A 16,384-nucleotide genomic window follows, 5' to 3' on the forward strand; every position below is an offset into this window, starting at 1 on the left:
CCGTGGTGCTGTCGCTCGTCGCGGTGTCGGTTGTGCTGGTCGCATGGGCGCTGCTGTCGCAGAAGCTGGAACGGCTGCGGCTGACCGCGGCGATGATCCTCGTGCTGGCCGGCGTGGCGGTCGGGTTCACCACGCAGGACGTGCTGGCCGAGACCCTCAACACCGACACTGCCGAGCACGTCGCCGAGATCATCCTGGCGGTGCTGTTGTTCGTCGATGCGACCGAGGTCCGCGGCGGATTCCTCGGCTCCGACCCGCGATCGGCGCTGCGGATGCTGTTCATCGCGATGCCGATCGGCCTGGCGCTCTCGGTGCTGCTGGGGCTGTGGCTGCTGCCGGGCCTGTCCTGGGCGGTGCTGTTGGTGATCGCGTGCATCGTGGTGCCGATCGACTTCGCGCCGACGTCGACCTTGCTGCGCGACGAGCGGATACCCGAGCGCGTGCGCGGGCTGCTCAACGTCGAGGCCGGCTACAACGACGGCATCGTCTCACCCGTCTTCCTGTTCGCGGTGGTGCTGGCGGCCGAGCACACGCGCGCCAGAACCCCGCTGGACGCACTGGCGGCCGCGGTGCCGCCCGCCGTCAAGGCGCTGCTCGTCGGTGTCGTCGTCGGCGCGGCACTCGCGGTTCTGACCAATGCCGCCGAACGGCGCGCGCTCATGACCGACCAGGCCAACCGCCTGATCCTGGTGGTGGCGCCGCTCCTGTCGTTCGGCCTGAGCCTCGGCGTCGACGGCAACGGGTTCGTATCGGCCTTCGTCTGCGGCATCGCGTTCAACTACCTGCGGTCTTCGCCGACGTTCCGGGCCGAACTCGAGCTCGTCGACGACGTCGGATTCCTGCTGGCCGCGGTGATGTGGTTCGTGTTCGGGCTGACGGCCGTGGTCGCGCTGAGCACGGGCGTGCCGCTCGGGCTTGTGGTGTTCTGCCTGCTCGCGCTGACCGTCGTGCGGATTCTGCCGGTACTCGTGGCGATGCTGGGATCACGCGTGAGCTGGCGCGAGCGGCTGCTGCTGGGCTGGCTGGGCCCGCGGGGTGTGACGTCGATCGTGTTCGGGTTGCTGGCGTTCAACGCGCTCGGTGGAGTGGCCGAGCACACAGTCGCGCTCGTCCTGGTGGTCGCGGTTCTGGGCAGTGTGATCATCCACGGCGTTGGCGCACCCGCGGCTGCCCGCGCCTACCAGCGAACACAAACTAAACTGGCTCCGTGACGTCTGAGCTCACCCACGACATCGACTCGGTGCAGCGGGCAGCCGCCACCCCCGATCACCCCCAGCCCTACCGCGAACTCGGTCTCAAAGACGACGAGTACCAGCGGATACGCGAGATTCTCGGCCGTCGCCCCACCGACGCCGAGCTGGCGATGTACTCGGTGATGTGGAGTGAGCACTGCTCCTACAAATCCTCCAAGGTGCATCTGCGCTATTTCGGCGAGACGACCACCGATGAGATGCGCGCCGGCATGCTGGCCGGCATCGGCGAGAACGCCGGCGTCGTCGACATCGGCGACGGCTGGGCAGTCACGTTCAAGGTCGAATCGCACAACCACCCGTCCTACGTCGAGCCCTACCAGGGTGCGGCCACCGGTGTCGGCGGCATCGTCCGCGACATCATGGCGATGGGCGCGCGGCCGGTGGCGGTCATGGACCAGCTGCGGTTCGGTGCTGCCGACGCCCCCGACACCCGGCGCGTGCTCGACGGCGTCGTGCGGGGTGTCGGCGGCTACGGCAACTCGCTGGGCCTGCCCAACATCGGCGGCGAGACGGTGTTCGACCCGTCGTACGCGGGCAACCCGTTGGTCAACGCGCTGTGTGTCGGCGCGCTGCGCAAGGAAGACCTGCACCTCGCATTCGCCTCGGGCACCGGTAACAAGATCATCCTGTTCGGCGCCCGCACCGGTCTCGACGGCATCGGCGGTGTCTCGGTGCTGGCCTCCGACACGTTCGGTGGAGACGAAGGGTCCGGACCCGGCCGCAAAAAGCTGCCGAGCGTTCAGGTGGGCGACCCGTTCACCGAAAAGGTCCTCATCGAGTGCTGCCTCGAGCTCTACGCGGCCGGCCTGGTGGTCGGTATCCAGGATCTCGGCGGTGCCGGGTTGTCCTGTGCGACATCCGAACTCGCCTCCGCCGGGGACGGCGGTATGCGGGTCGAGCTCGACACCGTGCCGCTGCGCGCCGCCAACATGACCCCCGCCGAGATCCTGTCGAGCGAATCGCAGGAACGCATGTGCGCGGTGGTCACCCCGGACAACGTCGACAAGTTCATGGCGGTGTGCCGTAAGTGGGATGTGCTGGCCACCGTGATCGGTGAGGTCACCGACGGCGACCGGTTGCAGATCACGTGGCACGGCGAAACCGTCGTCGACGTCCCGCCCCGCACGGTCGCCCACGAGGGGCCGGTCTACCAGCGGCCCGTGGCCCGTCCCGACACGCAGGACGCGCTGATCGCCGACACCTCCGCCAAGCTGCCGCGACCGCAGACCGGCGACGAGCTCAAAGCGACCCTGCTCGCCATGGTGGGCAGCCCGCACCTGTGCAGCCGGGCGTTCATCACCGAGCAGTACGACCGCTACGTGCGCGGCAACACCGTTCTCGCCGAGCACGCCGACGGTGGGGTGCTGCGCATCGACGAGACCACGGGCCGCGGGATCGCGGTCTCCACCGACGCGTCGGGTCGCTACACCCAGCTCGATCCGTACGCCGGTGCACAGCTGGCACTGGCCGAGGCCTACCGCAACGTCGCGGTCACCGGGGCCACCCCGGTCGCGGTGACCAACTGCCTCAACTTCGGATCCCCCGAAGACCCGGGCGTGATGTGGCAGTTCAGCCAGGCCGTGCGTGGCCTGGCCGATGGCTGTGCGGCCCTTGGCATTCCGGTGACCGGCGGCAACGTGAGCTTCTACAACCAGACCGGCACCACCGCGATCCTGCCGACCCCGGTGGTCGGCGTGCTCGGCGTCATCGACGATGTGAAGCGCCGCATCCCAACCGGATTGGGCACCGAACCCGGCGAGACGCTGCTGCTGCTCGGTGACACCCACGACGAGTTCGACGGGTCGATCTGGGCGCAGGTCACGGCCGACCACCTCGGCGGCGTGCCGCCGAAGGTGGATCTGGCCCGCGAGAAGCTGCTGGCCGAGGTGCTGACCGCGGCGTCGCGCGACGGGCTGCTCTCCGCCGCACACGACCTCTCGGAGGGCGGACTGATCCAGGCGGTCGTCGAGGCCGCCCTGGCCGGTGAAACCGGTTGCCGCGTCATCATTCCCGAAGGGGCCGATCCCTTCGTGACGCTGTTCTCGGAGTCGGCGGGCCGCGTACTGGTCGCGGTGCCCCGCACCGAGGAGAGCCGGTTCCGGTCGATGTGCGAGGCCAGAGGCCTGCCGGTCACCCGGATCGGCGTCGTCGACCAGGGCAGCGATTCGGTCGAAGTGCAAGGCCAGTTCAGCATCACCCTTTCGGAGCTGCGGAGCACGTCGGAGGGCGTGCTGCCCGGGCTGTTCGGGTGAGGGTCGAAAACCACACCGAACGTCACCCTCTGCTGCTCTGGGCCTGGAGCCTGGTCAGACTCGACTTCGTCGGCATCGCCGTCGGCGCGCTGTTCTTCTGCCTTTCGCTGACCCCGTCGCTGCTGCCGCGCGACTGGTTGTTCGCCGGCCTGATCGGCGGGATCAACGCGGCCATCGGCTACGGGCTCGGTGTTCTTATCGGAAAAGCCCTGTACCGCTTCGTGTTATGGAACCGGTCATGGTGGCCGCCCCGCAAGTGGTTGTTGTTGTGGGCCAAGACGCTTGTCGTCGGCGGTGCCGCTGCGGCGTGTGTGCTGATGTTGATCCCGGCAGCGGCGTGGCAACGGCAGGTGTCCCGGCTCATGGGCATCGAGGGCCCGGCCACTCTCGGGTACCTGCGGACACTGATCATCGCCGTGGCCGTCGCGGGTGCGCTGATCGCCACCGCGCGCGTACTGCGCGACACGGTTCGCCTGCTCGCCAAGGTGCTCATCCGGCGCTGGCATCTGCACCGCGAAGTCGCCCAGTTCATCGGCACCGCCATCGTGGTGGTGCTCGTCGTCATGCTCGTCAACGGCGTGATCTACCGTGGTTTTCTCGCCGGAGCCAGCCGGGTGTTCCAGCCGCAGAACACCACCACACGTGAGGGCGTGGCTCAGCCAACGGAACCGGAAAGGTCGGGCAGCCCAGAGTCTTTCGCCGCCTGGGACACGCTCGGCTTCCAAGGACGCAACTTCGTCGCGACCGGCCCGCGGCCCGACGAACTCGAACAGGTCAACGGACGCCCGGCGCGAGAACCGATCCGGGTCTATGCCGGCCTGCAGACCGCCGACACGGATGAGCAGCGGATCGCGGTGCTGTTGAGCGAACTCGAACGCACCGATGCGTGGGATCGCGAGGTGCTGGTCATCGTCCCGACCACGGGCACCGGCTGGGTCAACCCCATCGCGGCCCGTGCGATCGAGTTGATGTACAACGGCGACACCGCGATGGTCGGCATGCAGTATTCGTATCTGCCGAGCTGGATTTCGTTCATGGGTGACCGGCAGAGATCCATGCACACGGGCCGGATGATGATCGATGCCATACAAGCACGTTGGCAGCGGCTGCCGCCCGAGCATCGGCCGAAGCTGGTGTTGTACGGCGAAAGCCTCGGATCGATGGCCGGACAGGGTGCCTTCGGTTGGCTGCCCGACATCTCCCGAATGGGTTTCTCGTCGGTGCTGTGGGTCGGCCCACCGAACGCCAGCCCGCTGTGGCGAGGGCTGACGGTGCGGCGGGACCCGGGCACCCCGGAGGTCCGGCCGCGTTACGACAACGGCCGCACCGTTCGGTTCTCCGAAGCCGCCGATGCCGAAGAGATCGCTCGCGACGCGGCCGAACCGTGGGAGGGCACGCGCGTGCTGTTCATGCAGCATCCGTCCGATCCGATCGTCTGGTGGTCGACGGATCTGCTTTTCTCCCAGCCGGATTGGCTGGTCGAGCCGCCCGGCGGAGACCGCACGGCGTCCATGCGGTGGTACCCCATCATCACCTTCTGGCAGGTGGCGGCCGACATGACGAACGCCTCGAGCGTGCCCGCCGGGCACGGACACAACTACGGCGAGTGGGTTCTCGACGGATGGGCCGCGGTCGCGCCGCCGCCGGGCTGGACGCCGGAGGACACCGAGCGCATCCGCGTCGCGCTGCAGAAGAGCGCAGGCAACGACGGTCCCGAATACTGATGCGGGGCAGGAAGTTACGGGCGGTTGCGCTCGCCGCAGGCCTGGTGGCGTGGAACGGTCTGGTGGATCCGCGCCTGCCGGCCCGTTGGCAACCGTGGGTGCGGGCGCTGACCGGAACCGGGCTGCTGGTGCTGACCGGGTCACGGCCGGGACTGCGCCCGCCCGCGCTGTGGTCCGGGCTTCAGCTGGGCGTCGCGGCGGCCGGTGTACTGACCGCGGGGGTCGCGGCGACCACCGCCGTCCCCGCGGTACGGGCGGAGATGGTGCTCCGCGAACTGCCACCCGCCGCTGCTTGGCTGCTGCTGCGGATCCCGGTCGGCACCGTCTGGTCGGAGGAGGCCGCGTTCCGAGCCGCCCTGAGCGCCGTGGGCGCAACGGCGTTCGGCCCCGAGGGCGGCCAGCTTCTGCAGGCGACGGCATTCGGGTTGTCCCACATCGCCGATGCCCGCGCGACCGGCGAACCCGTCATCGGGACGGTGCTGGTGACCGGTGTGGCCGGGTGGGGTCTGGGTTGGCTCGCACGGCGGTCCGGCAGCCTGGCTGCGCCCATACTGGCGCATCTGGCGATCAATGAGGCAGGGGCGATCGCTGCGTTTGCGTGCCAACGCGGGCCAGCAGCGCTGCAACGGCTACGACGACAGCCGTGACGGCGACCGGCCACAGGGCGGGCGCCTCGAAATCGCCTGCGCGCAGCGGGATCAACACCGCGCCGGCCAGGACGACCACCATCAGCACCCGGGGGGCCTGAGTGGCCAGCCCATCGCCCTCGGTCCGCGAATTCGCCTCGGCCACAAGAAGGTAGACCACCAGCAGCAGGAGTGCCGCGGTGATCAGCGCGACGCTGCCGGTCGCGGTCTGGAATCGGCAGACGGCGACGGCGAGCACGCACATCGCCGCGGGCAGCAGCACGGCGGGCACCAGGCCGGCGCCGAACAGCCGGCGGTTCACGTACATCGCCGCCCACATGGCCGCCAGCGCCGCGGCCGCGCTGAGGCAGACGCTGCCGGCGATCAGGCAGTAGCGGCCGAGTTCTCCGAAAAGTTCGACGACGATCAGCGACAGATAGGCGGCGTCGTAATGGAATCCGCGCAGCGTGCTGATGTTCGTGGCGACCAGCAGCGTCGCCGCACCCAACGCCGTCACGGCCACCGCCGCGCCGAGCGGACGGCCGACCGACGACAGCCGGCCGCTGGCCGCCGTCGCGGCTTCGAATCCGGCGAGCCCGAGTGCCAGCGGGATCACCGCGCCCACCATCAGCAACGGCGTCGGGAAGCCGGCCGGCCCGTACACGTTCGGCGAGGTACCCGACGCCACCTTCGCCATGACCGCCAGTGCGAGATAGAAATACACGAGCAAACCCGCCCCGGCCAGCACCGCGGCCACCGCACCCACTGCCCTCGTCGGCACCTGCGTCACGATCGCGGCCGCGGCGATGACCGCGGTGACCGACCAGGCCGGCCACCACCAGCTCGCCAATGCGGTTGCGGGATCGGCCACACCGGTCAACGGCTGCAATCCGAGGGCGGCGGCGGCCCCGACCCCCAGCACGGCGTAGGCGACCAATTGGATGAGGCTCGTGAACCTCCCGGCCATCGCGCCCAGTGTCGACGCGACCAGGTCACCGGTCGACGCCGAACGCGGTGCCTGGCGGTGCAGCCGCACCAGCGCCCAGATCACGACCGCCGCGACGATCGCTGCGCACAGCGTGCCGATCCCGTTGAAGGCCGCGCTCGCGATCACGGCGAGCGACAGGCCCGTCGCGCGCCACGGTTGTAGCGGGGCGGGAACGTATCCTGATTGTTCGGGGCCGGACACCGCGCGCTTAGGCATCGATCAATTCCCGGATCTCGGCGGGCACGCTGCCGCGTGTTTCGGGGGTGACGGCCGTCTTGCTCCACCGGCCATCGCTACCGCGGTCGACGTGTGCCACACCGACATCGCCTGACAGCAACCACAATTGGTCGTCGGTCGACAGCCAGGTGATGCCGGCTCCGTGCCGCGTGCTGTAGGCGTAGTCGTCGCGGAACACCTCAGCCCCCGACTCATCGATGATCACCGCGACCCAGGTACCGACGCCGCTCCGGGCGGCCCTGGTGTCGACCGCCGCGGTGTAGTGCCCCGACGGCGACACCTTCGGCGAACCTGGTTGGACGAAACGGTCCCGCTCACCGTCACCGCCGAACCATGCGCAGCCGGACAGTGCAAGGGCCGCCACCAGCGCGATACCGCCGGCCGACCGCTGATTTCCCCCCACGGTTGTGATGGTAGAGCCGATCAGACCGATCTGATGTCAGGTACGAGCTGGTGCGGTTCGGATTCCTGGTCGTCGATGCCGAAGCTGATGATGCGTTGCGGTGTGATCCGGATGATGGCGGAATCCAGCTCGTCGCCGCCTTTGCCGGTGGTTACCGGCACCTGGGCCTGCTCGGCCGTACCCCGGATCTCCAGGCAGCGGACCCGCCACGGGTCACGCGAGGTGATGTCGTCGACGACGAAGGCCACTCGGTTGTTGTGGGCGATGTTGCGGTACTTCTGGCTGTGCGACATGCGGTAGCCGGCGACGTCGATGGTGCCCAGCTGCTCGTTGTAGCTGAACCCGACCGGGCTGTTCTGCAGCGTGCCGTCGGGCTGGACGGTGGCCAGCCGGCCCAGATCGGCCTCGTTCAGGAACGCGATCTCATGCGGTTTGAATGTCATACCGCCAACGTAGAACCTCAACGAACGTTGATGTCAACGTCACGGATTGATGGTCGGTTCGCCGATCTGGCGGCCCCACACGTAGTCGACGAACAGAGGCGAACCGAACTCGACATGGTTGTAGGGCGCGATCGACAGGCCCGTGTCCATGACCAGGTACGGCGCGGGCCACAGATCGCGGGTGATCGGTTGCCAGCAGCCCGGCCGCCCTTCCGGGCCACCCTTGGCGTTGACCCGGGGCAGGTTGTCCGGATAGACGTACGGGTTGCCGGCGCCCATGGGCGTTCCGTACGACTCCAGGGAGTAGCCGTTGTCGCCGCCGAGCGCGGCCTTCAGGCCCGGGGCGGCGTCGTGATAGTTGCGGATGGTGCAGAAGATCATGCCGCGGTAGTCGTCGAGCAGCTTCGACGTCGGTATCAGGTCCTCGGCGCCCCGCTGCAGGTAGGGGCCGCCGCGTTCGAAGATGTCGGAACCGGTGCCGGCGAACCCGATCGCGGCGATCAGCGCGGCGTCGACGTCGCTGCGCTGGTCGTACACCGTGGCGGCGCTGCGTGCCGCGTCGTCGAGCCCGGCGAATAGGTCGGGCGCGGCCGCGGCATAGATCTCGCCCAGATCGGCAAGCCCGCTGACATCGCGGCGCAGCGGGGCCATCCGTGCGTTGAGGTCGTCGAGAATCGCGTTTCCGTCGACGAGCGATGCGCCGAACTTGTCACCGAGGCCGGTCAGCGCCTGCGCGGTGGCCGACAGCGTCTGGTTGAGTTTGACCGGGTCGACCTGCTCGGTGATCTTGGTGATGGTCTCGAACAGCGAGTTGAACTCGGTCGTCACCGTCGACACGTCGATCGGGGTGGTCGGCGAAAGTCGTTGTGCACTCGGCCTTTCCGGCGACCGGAAGGACACGTATTTGTTGCCGAACACCGTGGTGGCCTGGATCGAGGTTTCCACGTTGGCCGGCAGCAGGCTCAGATAGCGCGGCTCGACGTCGAGAAGCACCCTGGCCTTGAGGTTGTCGTCGGACACGGTGCCGACGGACGCCACCCGGCCGATCGGTACCCCGTTGTACGTCACCTTGGAGCCGGGATCGAGCACGAGCCCGGCCCGCGCGGTCAGCAGGGTCAGCTGGACCTTCGGCTCGAGCGTGCCGCGGAACAGCAGCGCGATGAACGCCAGAACGAGTGTCACGACCACCAGGAACACCGCACCGGCCGCCTTGTACGGCGGATTGTGGCGATCGACAAACACTTTGAGACACTAAGGTATGGCAGCCCGTCGTAGTGCCGATCCGGCGAAGACGCGTGCGGCGGTCACGGCCGTGGCCGGCTGGTTGCGCGACGCCGACAGCCCCGAGCCCAGCCGCACCGACCTCGCCGAAGCGGTGCGGTTGACGGCCCGCACCCTCGCGGCGCTCGCGCCCGGTGCCAGCGTCGAAGTCCGCGTGCCACCGTTCGTTGCCGTGCAATGCATCTCGGGCCCCCGGCACACCCGTGGCAACCCGCCCAACGTCGTCGAAACCGACCCGCGTACCTGGTTGCTGCTGGCCACGGGCCTGCTCGATGTCGCGGGCGCGGGTGGCGCGGTGCAGATGTCGGGCTCGCGGGCGGCCGAGATCGCCAAGTGGCTGCCGCTGGTGCCGCTGGAGCGCTGACTCAGCGGAAGTACGGATAATCCTGCACCCAGTGAAAGCCCCTGTTGCGGAGGGTGAACTGGTTGAGGTCGACCTGCTCCAGCGCAATCCGCACCGCACGACCGTCGAGTTGGCCCGCCAGTTCCAGCCGCTGGGGATCCGGTCGGGACACCGTGAAATCGGCCAGCGCGGATCCGTCGGGGGCCGACAGGGCGATTCTGCCATCGGTCATCTCGGCCTGCGCCGGTACGAGCTCGCCGTTCATCCGTTGATAGCTGACCACCCCTGGCTCGTCGAAAACCAACCGCTGCCATCGCGTTTCATCGGTGGTCAGTGGCGGCAGCGCCGTCCCGTCGACCTGGAACTCGCGTACCGCCCAGATGCCGTACAACTCGGGTTTCACCCGGCCGCCGCCATACTCACCCCACGCCTGCCAGCTGATCCAGGCGCAGCCGATCAGTGCCCAGACGCCCAGCAGCGCCTGTACGCGGGCCGACCTCGTGTTCGCACGCGCGTCGGTGAACAGCTCGGGCTGGCTCGCCGGATCCGACGGACGTTGCAGCACAAGGATATTCGCCAGGCGCCTGACCTGTGGTGTGAGTAGTACGAGGCTCATCAACAGCAGATGCCCGGACAATATCTTGACCGGCACGTCGAACGTCATGTTCAGCAGGAACACCTGCACCATGCTCGCCAGGCCGAGAAGCGCGCCGAGCGTCGCGGTGCGCGGCAGGAACAACAGCACGCCGGCGAGCACCTCGACCGCGCCGAGCATGATCTCGTACGGGTAGGACGTGCCGACCTGCAACCACAGCACCGAGGCCGGACTGAAGTCGCCGTACGGGCGCAGCAGTGCGGCCAGCGGCGGGGCGGGCATCTGGGTGGGGATCAGTTTCGCAAACCCGTAGAACAGCATCTGCCCGGCCACGCAAAGGCGCAGACCCGTCAAGAACCACGCCCACAGCCGCGAGTACTCGGCCCGCCGCCGGTCGGCCACCGACCAGACCGCGGTCGCGACCACCGCGACCACCAGCAGACAGAACACGAAAATCCAGATCGCGGCCTGATCGCCGCTGCCCGAATCGCGCCGGAGCTCGGCGTCGACGCCGAAGACCGTGCGGCCCACCCAGCCGAGCACCGGGTCGGCCAGCAGCATCTGCCCCATCACCGCCTGCTCGGGCAGCCACTGGCCGATGATCCCGGTGAACACGAACAAGATCTGTGCGAACAGTAGACAGAACAGCCCGAAGTAGACGAAGCAGAACCGGAATGCGATCTTGGTCACGCTGCCCCACGGTGCGGTCGGGGTGGATTCGAGGGGTTCGGTGGTCGGTTTCTCCGAGAGTTGGCGCGTCACCACGTCATCGTTGCCGCGCCGAATGTGTTGAGTCGATGGGGTTATCCCGCCGGATCGTGGTACGGCCAGCCCTACCGCCGGAAATGAGATGACGCTGTCGGTTGTTGCAAAAGTTCGGCAGCGACGGGGCGTTCGATTCCGTCGTAGCCGTACCTTGACCGTAGACTCGGTTATGTCACCAACCGCCGCCCCGGGAGCAGCCCTATCGTGACTGGTCACCAGCTCGACGAAAACGAACCACGTGAAGAATGCGGCGTATTCGGGGTCTGGGCGCCGGGTGAGGAAGTCGCCAAGCTCACCTACTACGGCCTGTACGCACTGCAACACCGCGGGCAGGAAGCCGCGGGCATCGCGGTCGCCGACGGTTCGCAGGTGCTGGTGTTCAAAGATCTCGGCCTGGTCAGCCAGGTGTTCGACGAGCAGACCTTGGCCGCCATGCCCGGCCACGTCGCCGTCGGGCACTGCCGCTACTCCACGACCGGCTCTACGACCTGGGAAAACGCGCAGCCGGTGTTCCGCAACACCGCCGCGGGCACGGGCGTCGCGCTCGGCCACAACGGCAACCTCGTGAACACCGCCGAGCTGGCCGCACGGGCCCGCGACGCCGGGCTGATCGACATGAAGGGCGCGCCTGCCGCGACCACCGACTCCGACATCCTGGGCGCGCTGCTGGCCCACGGCGCTGCCGACGCCACCCTCGAGCAGGCTGCCCTCGAACTGCTGCCGACGGTGCGCGGCGCGTTCTGCCTGACCTTCATGGACGAGAACACGCTGTACGCGGCTCGTGACCCGCACGGCGTGCGGCCGCTGTCGCTCGGCCGCCTGGACCGCGGCTGGGTGGTCGCATCCGAGACCGCGGCGCTCGACATCGTCGGCGCGTCGTTCGTCCGCGACATCGAGCCCGGCGAGCTGCTCGCGATCGACGCCGACGGCGTCCGCTCCACGCGCTTCGCCAACCCCGAGCCCAAGGGCTGTGTCTTCGAGTACGTCTACCTGGCCCGGCCCGACAGCACCCTTGTCGGCCGCTCGGTGCACGCCACCCGCGTCGACATCGGCAGGCGCCTGGCGCGCGAACACCCGATCGACGCCGACCTGGTGATCGGGGTTCCGGAATCGGGCACCCCGGCCGCGGTCGGATATGCGCAGGAGTCCGGCATCCCGTTCGGGCAGGGCCTGATGAAGAACGCCTACGTGGGGCGCACCTTCATTCAGCCGTCGCAGACCATTCGCCAGCTCGGCATCCGGCTCAAGCTCAACCCGCTCAGAGAGGTGATCCGCGGCAAGCGGCTCATCGTGGTGGACGATTCGATCGTGCGCGGCAACACCCAGCGTGCGCTGATCCGGATGTTGCGCGAGGCGGGCGCCGTCGAGGTGCACGTCCGGATCGCGTCACCGCCCGTGAAATGGCCGTGCTTCTACGGCATCGACTTCGCCACCCCGGCCGAGCTGATCGCCAACGCCGCGCCCCAGGAGCACGAGGGCGAGATGCTGGAGGCCGTGCGGCACGCCATCGGCGCCGACACCCTCGGCTACATCTCGCAGCAGGGCATGATCGCGGCCACCGAGCAGCCGGCCACGCGGCTGTGCTCGGCGTGCTTCGACGGCAACTACCCGATCGAACTGCCGGGCGAGAACGCGCTGGGCAAGAACGTCATCGAGCACATGCTGGCCAGTGCCGCGCGCAGCGGCATCCCGGTTCAGGCCGACAACGACAACGCGTCGGCATTGCGTCGCCCGTAGCGAAACTCATTGCGGTGCAGTCGAACTGAACCGCAACAGGCGTCGCCGGCCGGAATCTGCCGCGGTGCCGTCGCCCCGCAGTGACTGCATCACCGCATCGCGGTAGCCGGTCGGCCCGCCGGACGGCGGCGCGATTACGTCGTCGATGTCGTGTTCACCCATGACCGCGTCACATTCCAGCGATTCGACGAGCGGCCGCGCGAGCCCGGACGGTATCGGCGTCACCAACCCGACCCACCAGCTCGCGATCGCCGGGGTGAGAAACGGCAGCACCACGATCAACCGCCTGCGCAGACCGGCGATGTCGGCGTACACCTGCATCGCCTCGCCGTACTCCATCACGTCGGGTCCGCCGACGTCCCAGGTCCGCGAGCCCGGTACCGATGCACAGGCCGCCGCGGTGAGGTAGTGCAGCACATCGTCCACGGCGATCGGCTGGATCCTGTTGTGCACCCACTTGGGCGCCGTCATCGCGGGCAGTCGATCGGTGAGGTGGCGGATCATCTCGAACGACGCCGAACCCGAACCGACGACGATGCCCGCCTGCAGCACGACGGTCTCGATACCGGATGCCAGCAGGACGCGGCCGACCTCGACGCGTGACTCGAGGTGGCGGGAGAGCTCGGCGCCGTGCGGGTGCAGCCCACCGAGATACACCAGGCGCCCGACACCGGCGGTGCGGGCAGCCTCGACCACGTTGCGCGCCGACCGCTTCTCGTCGGCGACGAAGTCCTTGGACGTGCCCATCGAGTGCACGAGGTAGTACACGACGTCCATCCCGTCGAACGCGGAGGTCAGCGACTCCGGTTCGGTGAGATCCCCGCGGACCACCTCGACGCGGTCGCGCCACGTCGCATCGTCGAGCTTGGCGGGGGTGCGGGCCATCGCCCGGACGGCATGACCGGCTTCGAGCAATTCGGGTACGAGCCGACCCCCGATATAGCCGGTGGCGCCGGTGACCAGACAACGGAGAGTTTCAGCGGGCACCAGGCACGGATGACCGTTTCGGTGGCCGGGCAAACCGGCTCCGCAACCCGACGGTGAGCGACGTCGGCCGGGAAGGGGAGAGGTAGCCTTGCAGGCGATGAACGAGCGCGCCGAACAACACGGCATTTCTTATGCATCGGCCGGGGTAGACATCGAAGCAGGCGACCGCGCCGTCGAACTCTTCAAACCACTCGCCGCGAAAGCGACCCGTCCCGAGGTGCGCGGCGGCCTTGGCGGGTTTGCCGGACTCTTCGCCTTACGCGGTGGCTACCGTGAGCCCGTCCTGGCTTCGTCGACCGACGGCGTGGGTACCAAGCTGGCGGTGGCCCAGGCCATGGACAAGCACGACACCGTCGGGCTGGACCTGGTCGCGATGGTGGTCGATGACCTCGTGGTGTGCGGTGCCGAGCCGCTGTTCCTGCAGGACTACATCGCCGTCGGGCGTACCGTCCCGGAACGTGTGAGCGCGATCGTCTCCGGCATCGCCGAAGGCTGTGTTCGGGCCGGCTGTGCGTTGCTGGGCGGCGAGACCGCCGAGCACCCGGGGCTCATGGAGCCCGACCACTACGACATCTCCGCGACCGGTGTCGGCGTCGTCGAAGCCGACGACGTGCTCGGGCCGGACCGCGTCAAACCGGGCGACGTGATCATCGCCATGGCGTCGTCCGGGCTGCACTCCAACGGCTATTCGCTGGCCCGCAAGGTGCTGCTGGAGATCGACCGGATGAACCTCGCCGGACATGTCGAGGAGTTCGGCCGCACGCTCGGCGAAGAGCTGCTGGAGCCCACGCTGATCTACGCCAAGGACTGCCTGGCGCTGGCCGCCGAGACCCAGGTCCGGACGTTCTGCCACGTCACCGGCGGTGGCCTTGCGGGCAACCTCGAACGCGTCATCCCGCACGGGCTCACCGCAGAACTCGATCGCGGCACGTGGACCCCGGCGCCCGTCTTCCAGATGATCGCTCAGCGCGGACGTATCGAACGCGCGGAGATGGAGAAGACGTTCAACATGGGTGTCGGCATGGTGGCCGTCGTCGCGCCCGAGGACACGGACCGCGCGCTGGCCATCTTGACCGCTCGGCACCTGAACTGCTGGACGCTGGGCACGGTCAAGAAGGGCGGCAAGGACAGTGTGCGCGCCCAGCTGGTCGGCCAGCACCCGCGGTTCTAGGAGAAATGGGGTGCGGGGAGACTGGTCGGCTCAGCGCCGCCAGTCGTCCTCGCTGGCCCAGTCGTCGTCGGCGCCGTTGACATCATCGGCGTCGGGAGCTCCCGACAGCTCACGCTGGAGCTGAGAGAAATCGGTCTGCGGTGAGCTGTATTTGAGCTCACGTGCAACCTTGGTCTGCTTTGCCTTAGCCCGGCCGCGGCCCATGGGGGGACCCCCTCGCGCAATAACGGAGCGGCCCAATTACTAGGCGGCTCCGATCTGTGTGTCTTTATTGTCCTGCCAACACTTTACCGTGCCCGCCCGCGAAGTGCTGGCAGGCCCTGCCCCAAGGTAGGCGGCGGCGATCGGCTATGTGCCCTGTCACCGCGCCCCGTTGCGCGGCGGCATGACTATTACCAGGATTGCCGTGGTCGGCGGGCATCGGCTGTCGACTTCCGCAGTGACCGTCGTCACGTGCCTGGTGACCGGGTGAGTTTACGCGCCCGCGAGTCGCGGCGCGGTCAACTGCGGCCTATCGGCCACGCAGGCGCTCCACGGCGACCCGGCCGGCACCCGCGGTGTCCGGCGGGGGCATGGAATCGGGATCGATGGCCGCCGAAACCTCGACGGCACCGCCGGTGACCAGTGCGGTGTCGGCGGGCAGGCCGCGCTTGAGCAGTGCGAGGGCGATCGGGCCGTCGTCGACGTGATCGACGACTGTGCCGAGCCGTCCGACCGTGCGGCCGCCGGCGAGCACCGGATCGCCGGTCGCGGGCCGTTCCGACGCGCCGTCCAATTGCAGCAGCACCAGCATCCGGGGTGGCTTGCCCAGGTTGTGCACGCGGGCGACGGTCTCCTGGCCGCGGTAGCAGCCTTTGTCCAGGTGGACGGCCGTGCCGATCCAGCCGACCTCGTGCGGGATGGTGCGCTCGTCGGTGTCCATTCCGAGCCGCGGCCGGCGCGCCGCGACCCGGTGCGCCTCGTACGCCCAGACGCCTGCCGATCTGACTCCGGCCTCGGCCAGCCGGGCCTGCCACGCCTCGATCTGATCCCGCGGAACGATCAGGTCCAACTCGGTGCTCGCGCCCGCGAGCCGCCGGACGAACCCGCCGCCGGGCAGTGCCGCAGCCGTCAACTCGTCCGGCAGTGTGGCCAGGCCGAGTGCCTTCAGCACCGGATCTTTGGCGACTCCCGGCCCGAGCAGTGACAGAACCCCGAGATCGGCCGGCTCGACCTGCACGTCCGCCCAGAACACCATCTTGCGCAGGTATGCCAGCAGCGGCTCGCCCCGCCACGGTTCGGTGTCCAGATACGTCGTGCCGCGGAGCTCGGTCTGCAACCAGTGATCCTCGACGCGGCCCTGCAGATCGAGGCTCAAGTTCTCGGTGACCGCGCCGTCGGGCAGTGCGCTGACGTGTTGCGTGGAGATGCTGTGCAGCCAGGTCTGACGGTCCTTGCCCGTCAAGGTGAGTACTGCGCGGTTCGATCGGTCGACGAGAACGGCATCATCGGCGGCGGCGCGCTGCTCACCCAGCGGATCGCCGTAGTGCCACACGGCACCGGCGTCCGGGCCCGTCTCCGGCGCGGGAACTGCTGACAT

At 68.6% G+C, this 16,384-nt stretch carries 15 protein-coding genes; 7 read left to right on the top strand and 8 right to left on the bottom strand.

Features of this window, described 5'->3' with window-relative positions; genetic code table 11:
- Nucleotides 1-2 precede the first annotated feature (2 nt).
- From AWC31_RS02570 to AWC31_RS02585, 4 genes are read left to right on the top strand one after another with little or no spacing between them, the layout of a single operon-like run.
- Nucleotides 3-1,211 (top strand): cation:proton antiporter domain-containing protein, encoded by a 1,209-nt coding sequence (locus tag AWC31_RS02570; RefSeq protein ID WP_085142813.1) that lies wholly within the window; start codon nt 3-5, stop codon nt 1,209-1,211.
- On the top strand, nt 1,208-3,505 hold the full coding sequence (purL, locus tag AWC31_RS02575; RefSeq protein ID WP_085142410.1) for a phosphoribosylformylglycinamidine synthase subunit PurL: 2,298 nt from the start codon (nt 1,208-1,210) through the stop codon (nt 3,503-3,505). Before AWC31_RS02570 ends, purL begins: the two co-directional genes overlap by 4 nt.
- Nucleotides 3,502-5,229 carry an alpha/beta hydrolase gene (locus AWC31_RS02580; protein WP_085142411.1) on the top strand — a complete coding sequence of 576 codons (1,728 nt, stop codon included), beginning with the start codon at nt 3,502-3,504 and terminating at the stop codon, nt 5,227-5,229. Before purL ends, AWC31_RS02580 begins: the two co-directional genes overlap by 4 nt.
- Nucleotides 5,229-5,876, top strand: coding sequence for an Rv0804 family intramembrane glutamic endopeptidase (locus AWC31_RS02585; RefSeq protein WP_085142413.1), 648 nt, complete (start codon nt 5,229-5,231; stop codon nt 5,874-5,876). Before AWC31_RS02580 ends, AWC31_RS02585 begins: the two co-directional genes overlap by 1 nt.
- Here the strand turns inward: AWC31_RS02585 and AWC31_RS02590 are convergent.
- From AWC31_RS02590 to AWC31_RS02605, 4 genes are read right to left on the bottom strand one after another with little or no spacing between them, the layout of a single operon-like run.
- A complete protein-coding gene (locus tag AWC31_RS02590; RefSeq protein ID WP_085142415.1) occupies nt 5,797-7,059 on the bottom strand; it encodes a hypothetical protein in 1,263 nt (420 codons plus the stop codon). The two genes, AWC31_RS02585 and AWC31_RS02590, sit on opposite strands and share 80 nt — an antisense overlap.
- The gene (locus AWC31_RS02595; protein ID WP_085142417.1) at nt 7,052-7,483 is read right to left on the bottom strand and encodes a hypothetical protein; all 432 of its coding nucleotides are present in this window, start codon (nt 7,481-7,483) and stop codon (nt 7,052-7,054) included. Before AWC31_RS02595 ends, AWC31_RS02590 begins: the two co-directional genes overlap by 8 nt.
- A gap of 20 nt (nt 7,484-7,503) precedes the next feature.
- The gene (locus AWC31_RS02600; RefSeq protein ID WP_085142418.1) at nt 7,504-7,926 is read right to left on the bottom strand and encodes a PPOX class F420-dependent oxidoreductase; all 423 of its coding nucleotides are present in this window, start codon (nt 7,924-7,926) and stop codon (nt 7,504-7,506) included.
- A 39-nt stretch (nt 7,927-7,965) separates the two neighbouring features.
- Complete coding sequence (locus AWC31_RS02605) at nt 7,966-9,168, bottom strand: MCE family protein (RefSeq protein WP_085142420.1); 1,203 nt, start codon at nt 9,166-9,168, stop codon at nt 7,966-7,968.
- Nucleotides 9,169-9,184: 16 nt separating this feature from the next.
- Here AWC31_RS02605 and AWC31_RS02610 point away from each other — a divergent pair, with 16 nt between their 5' ends.
- Nucleotides 9,185-9,571 carry a sterol carrier family protein gene (locus AWC31_RS02610; RefSeq protein WP_067846531.1) on the top strand — a complete coding sequence of 129 codons (387 nt, stop codon included), beginning with the start codon at nt 9,185-9,187 and terminating at the stop codon, nt 9,569-9,571.
- A gap of 1 nt (nt 9,572) precedes the next feature.
- Here the strand turns inward: AWC31_RS02610 and AWC31_RS02615 are convergent, their stop codons facing one another.
- Nucleotides 9,573-10,907 carry a DoxX family protein gene (locus AWC31_RS02615; RefSeq protein WP_085142815.1) on the bottom strand — a complete coding sequence of 445 codons (1,335 nt, stop codon included), beginning with the start codon at nt 10,905-10,907 and terminating at the stop codon, nt 9,573-9,575.
- 207 nt (nt 10,908-11,114) lie between these two features.
- Here AWC31_RS02615 and purF point away from each other — a divergent pair, with 207 nt between their 5' ends.
- A complete protein-coding gene (gene purF / locus AWC31_RS02620; RefSeq protein ID WP_067846528.1) occupies nt 11,115-12,647 on the top strand; it encodes an amidophosphoribosyltransferase in 1,533 nt (510 codons plus the stop codon).
- A gap of 6 nt (nt 12,648-12,653) precedes the next feature.
- Here the strand turns inward: purF and AWC31_RS02625 are convergent, their stop codons facing one another.
- Nucleotides 12,654-13,634, bottom strand: a complete 981-nt coding sequence (locus AWC31_RS02625) for an NAD(P)H-binding protein (RefSeq protein WP_085142422.1) — start codon at nt 13,632-13,634, stop codon at nt 12,654-12,656.
- Nucleotides 13,635-13,731: 97 nt separating this feature from the next.
- On the opposite strand from AWC31_RS02625, the gene purM reads away from it, so the two are divergent.
- Nucleotides 13,732-14,805 carry a phosphoribosylformylglycinamidine cyclo-ligase gene (gene purM / locus AWC31_RS02630; protein ID WP_067846522.1) on the top strand — a complete coding sequence of 358 codons (1,074 nt, stop codon included), beginning with the start codon at nt 13,732-13,734 and terminating at the stop codon, nt 14,803-14,805.
- 30 nt (nt 14,806-14,835) lie between these two features.
- Here purM and AWC31_RS02635 read toward each other — a convergent pair whose 3' ends face one another.
- Nucleotides 14,836-15,009 (bottom strand): DUF3073 domain-containing protein, encoded by a 174-nt coding sequence (locus tag AWC31_RS02635; RefSeq protein WP_084356514.1) that lies wholly within the window; start codon nt 15,007-15,009, stop codon nt 14,836-14,838.
- A 307-nt stretch (nt 15,010-15,316) separates the two neighbouring features.
- Complete coding sequence (gene ygfZ, locus AWC31_RS02640) at nt 15,317-16,384, bottom strand: CAF17-like 4Fe-4S cluster assembly/insertion protein YgfZ (protein ID WP_085142424.1); 1,068 nt, start codon at nt 16,382-16,384, stop codon at nt 15,317-15,319.

It is taken from the genome of Mycolicibacterium wolinskyi (genome assembly GCF_002101965.1).
GTDB lineage: Bacteria > Actinomycetota > Actinomycetes > Mycobacteriales > Mycobacteriaceae > Mycobacterium > Mycobacterium wolinskyi.

Bases quoted from the DNA above. Each gene is read 5' to 3' on its own strand.
- AWC31_RS02590 (WP_085142415.1), bottom strand. From the start codon at position 7,059: ATGCCTAAGCGCGCGGTGTCCGGCCCCGAACAATCAGGATACGTTCCC.
- AWC31_RS02635 (WP_084356514.1), bottom strand. From the start codon at position 15,009: ATGGGCCGCGGCCGGGCTAAGGCAAAGCAGACCAAGGTTGCACGTGAG.
- AWC31_RS02610 (WP_067846531.1), top strand. From the start codon at position 9,185: ATGGCAGCCCGTCGTAGTGCCGATCCGGCGAAGACGCGTGCGGCGGTC.
- AWC31_RS02600 (WP_085142418.1), bottom strand. From the start codon at position 7,926: ATGACATTCAAACCGCATGAGATCGCGTTCCTGAACGAGGCCGATCTG.
- purM (WP_067846522.1), top strand. From the start codon at position 13,732: ATGAACGAGCGCGCCGAACAACACGGCATTTCTTATGCATCGGCCGGG.
- ygfZ (WP_085142424.1), bottom strand. From the start codon at position 16,384: ATGTCAGCAGTTCCCGCGCCGGAGACGGGCCCGGACGCCGGTGCCGTG.
- AWC31_RS02585 (WP_085142413.1), top strand. From the start codon at position 5,229: ATGCGGGGCAGGAAGTTACGGGCGGTTGCGCTCGCCGCAGGCCTGGTG.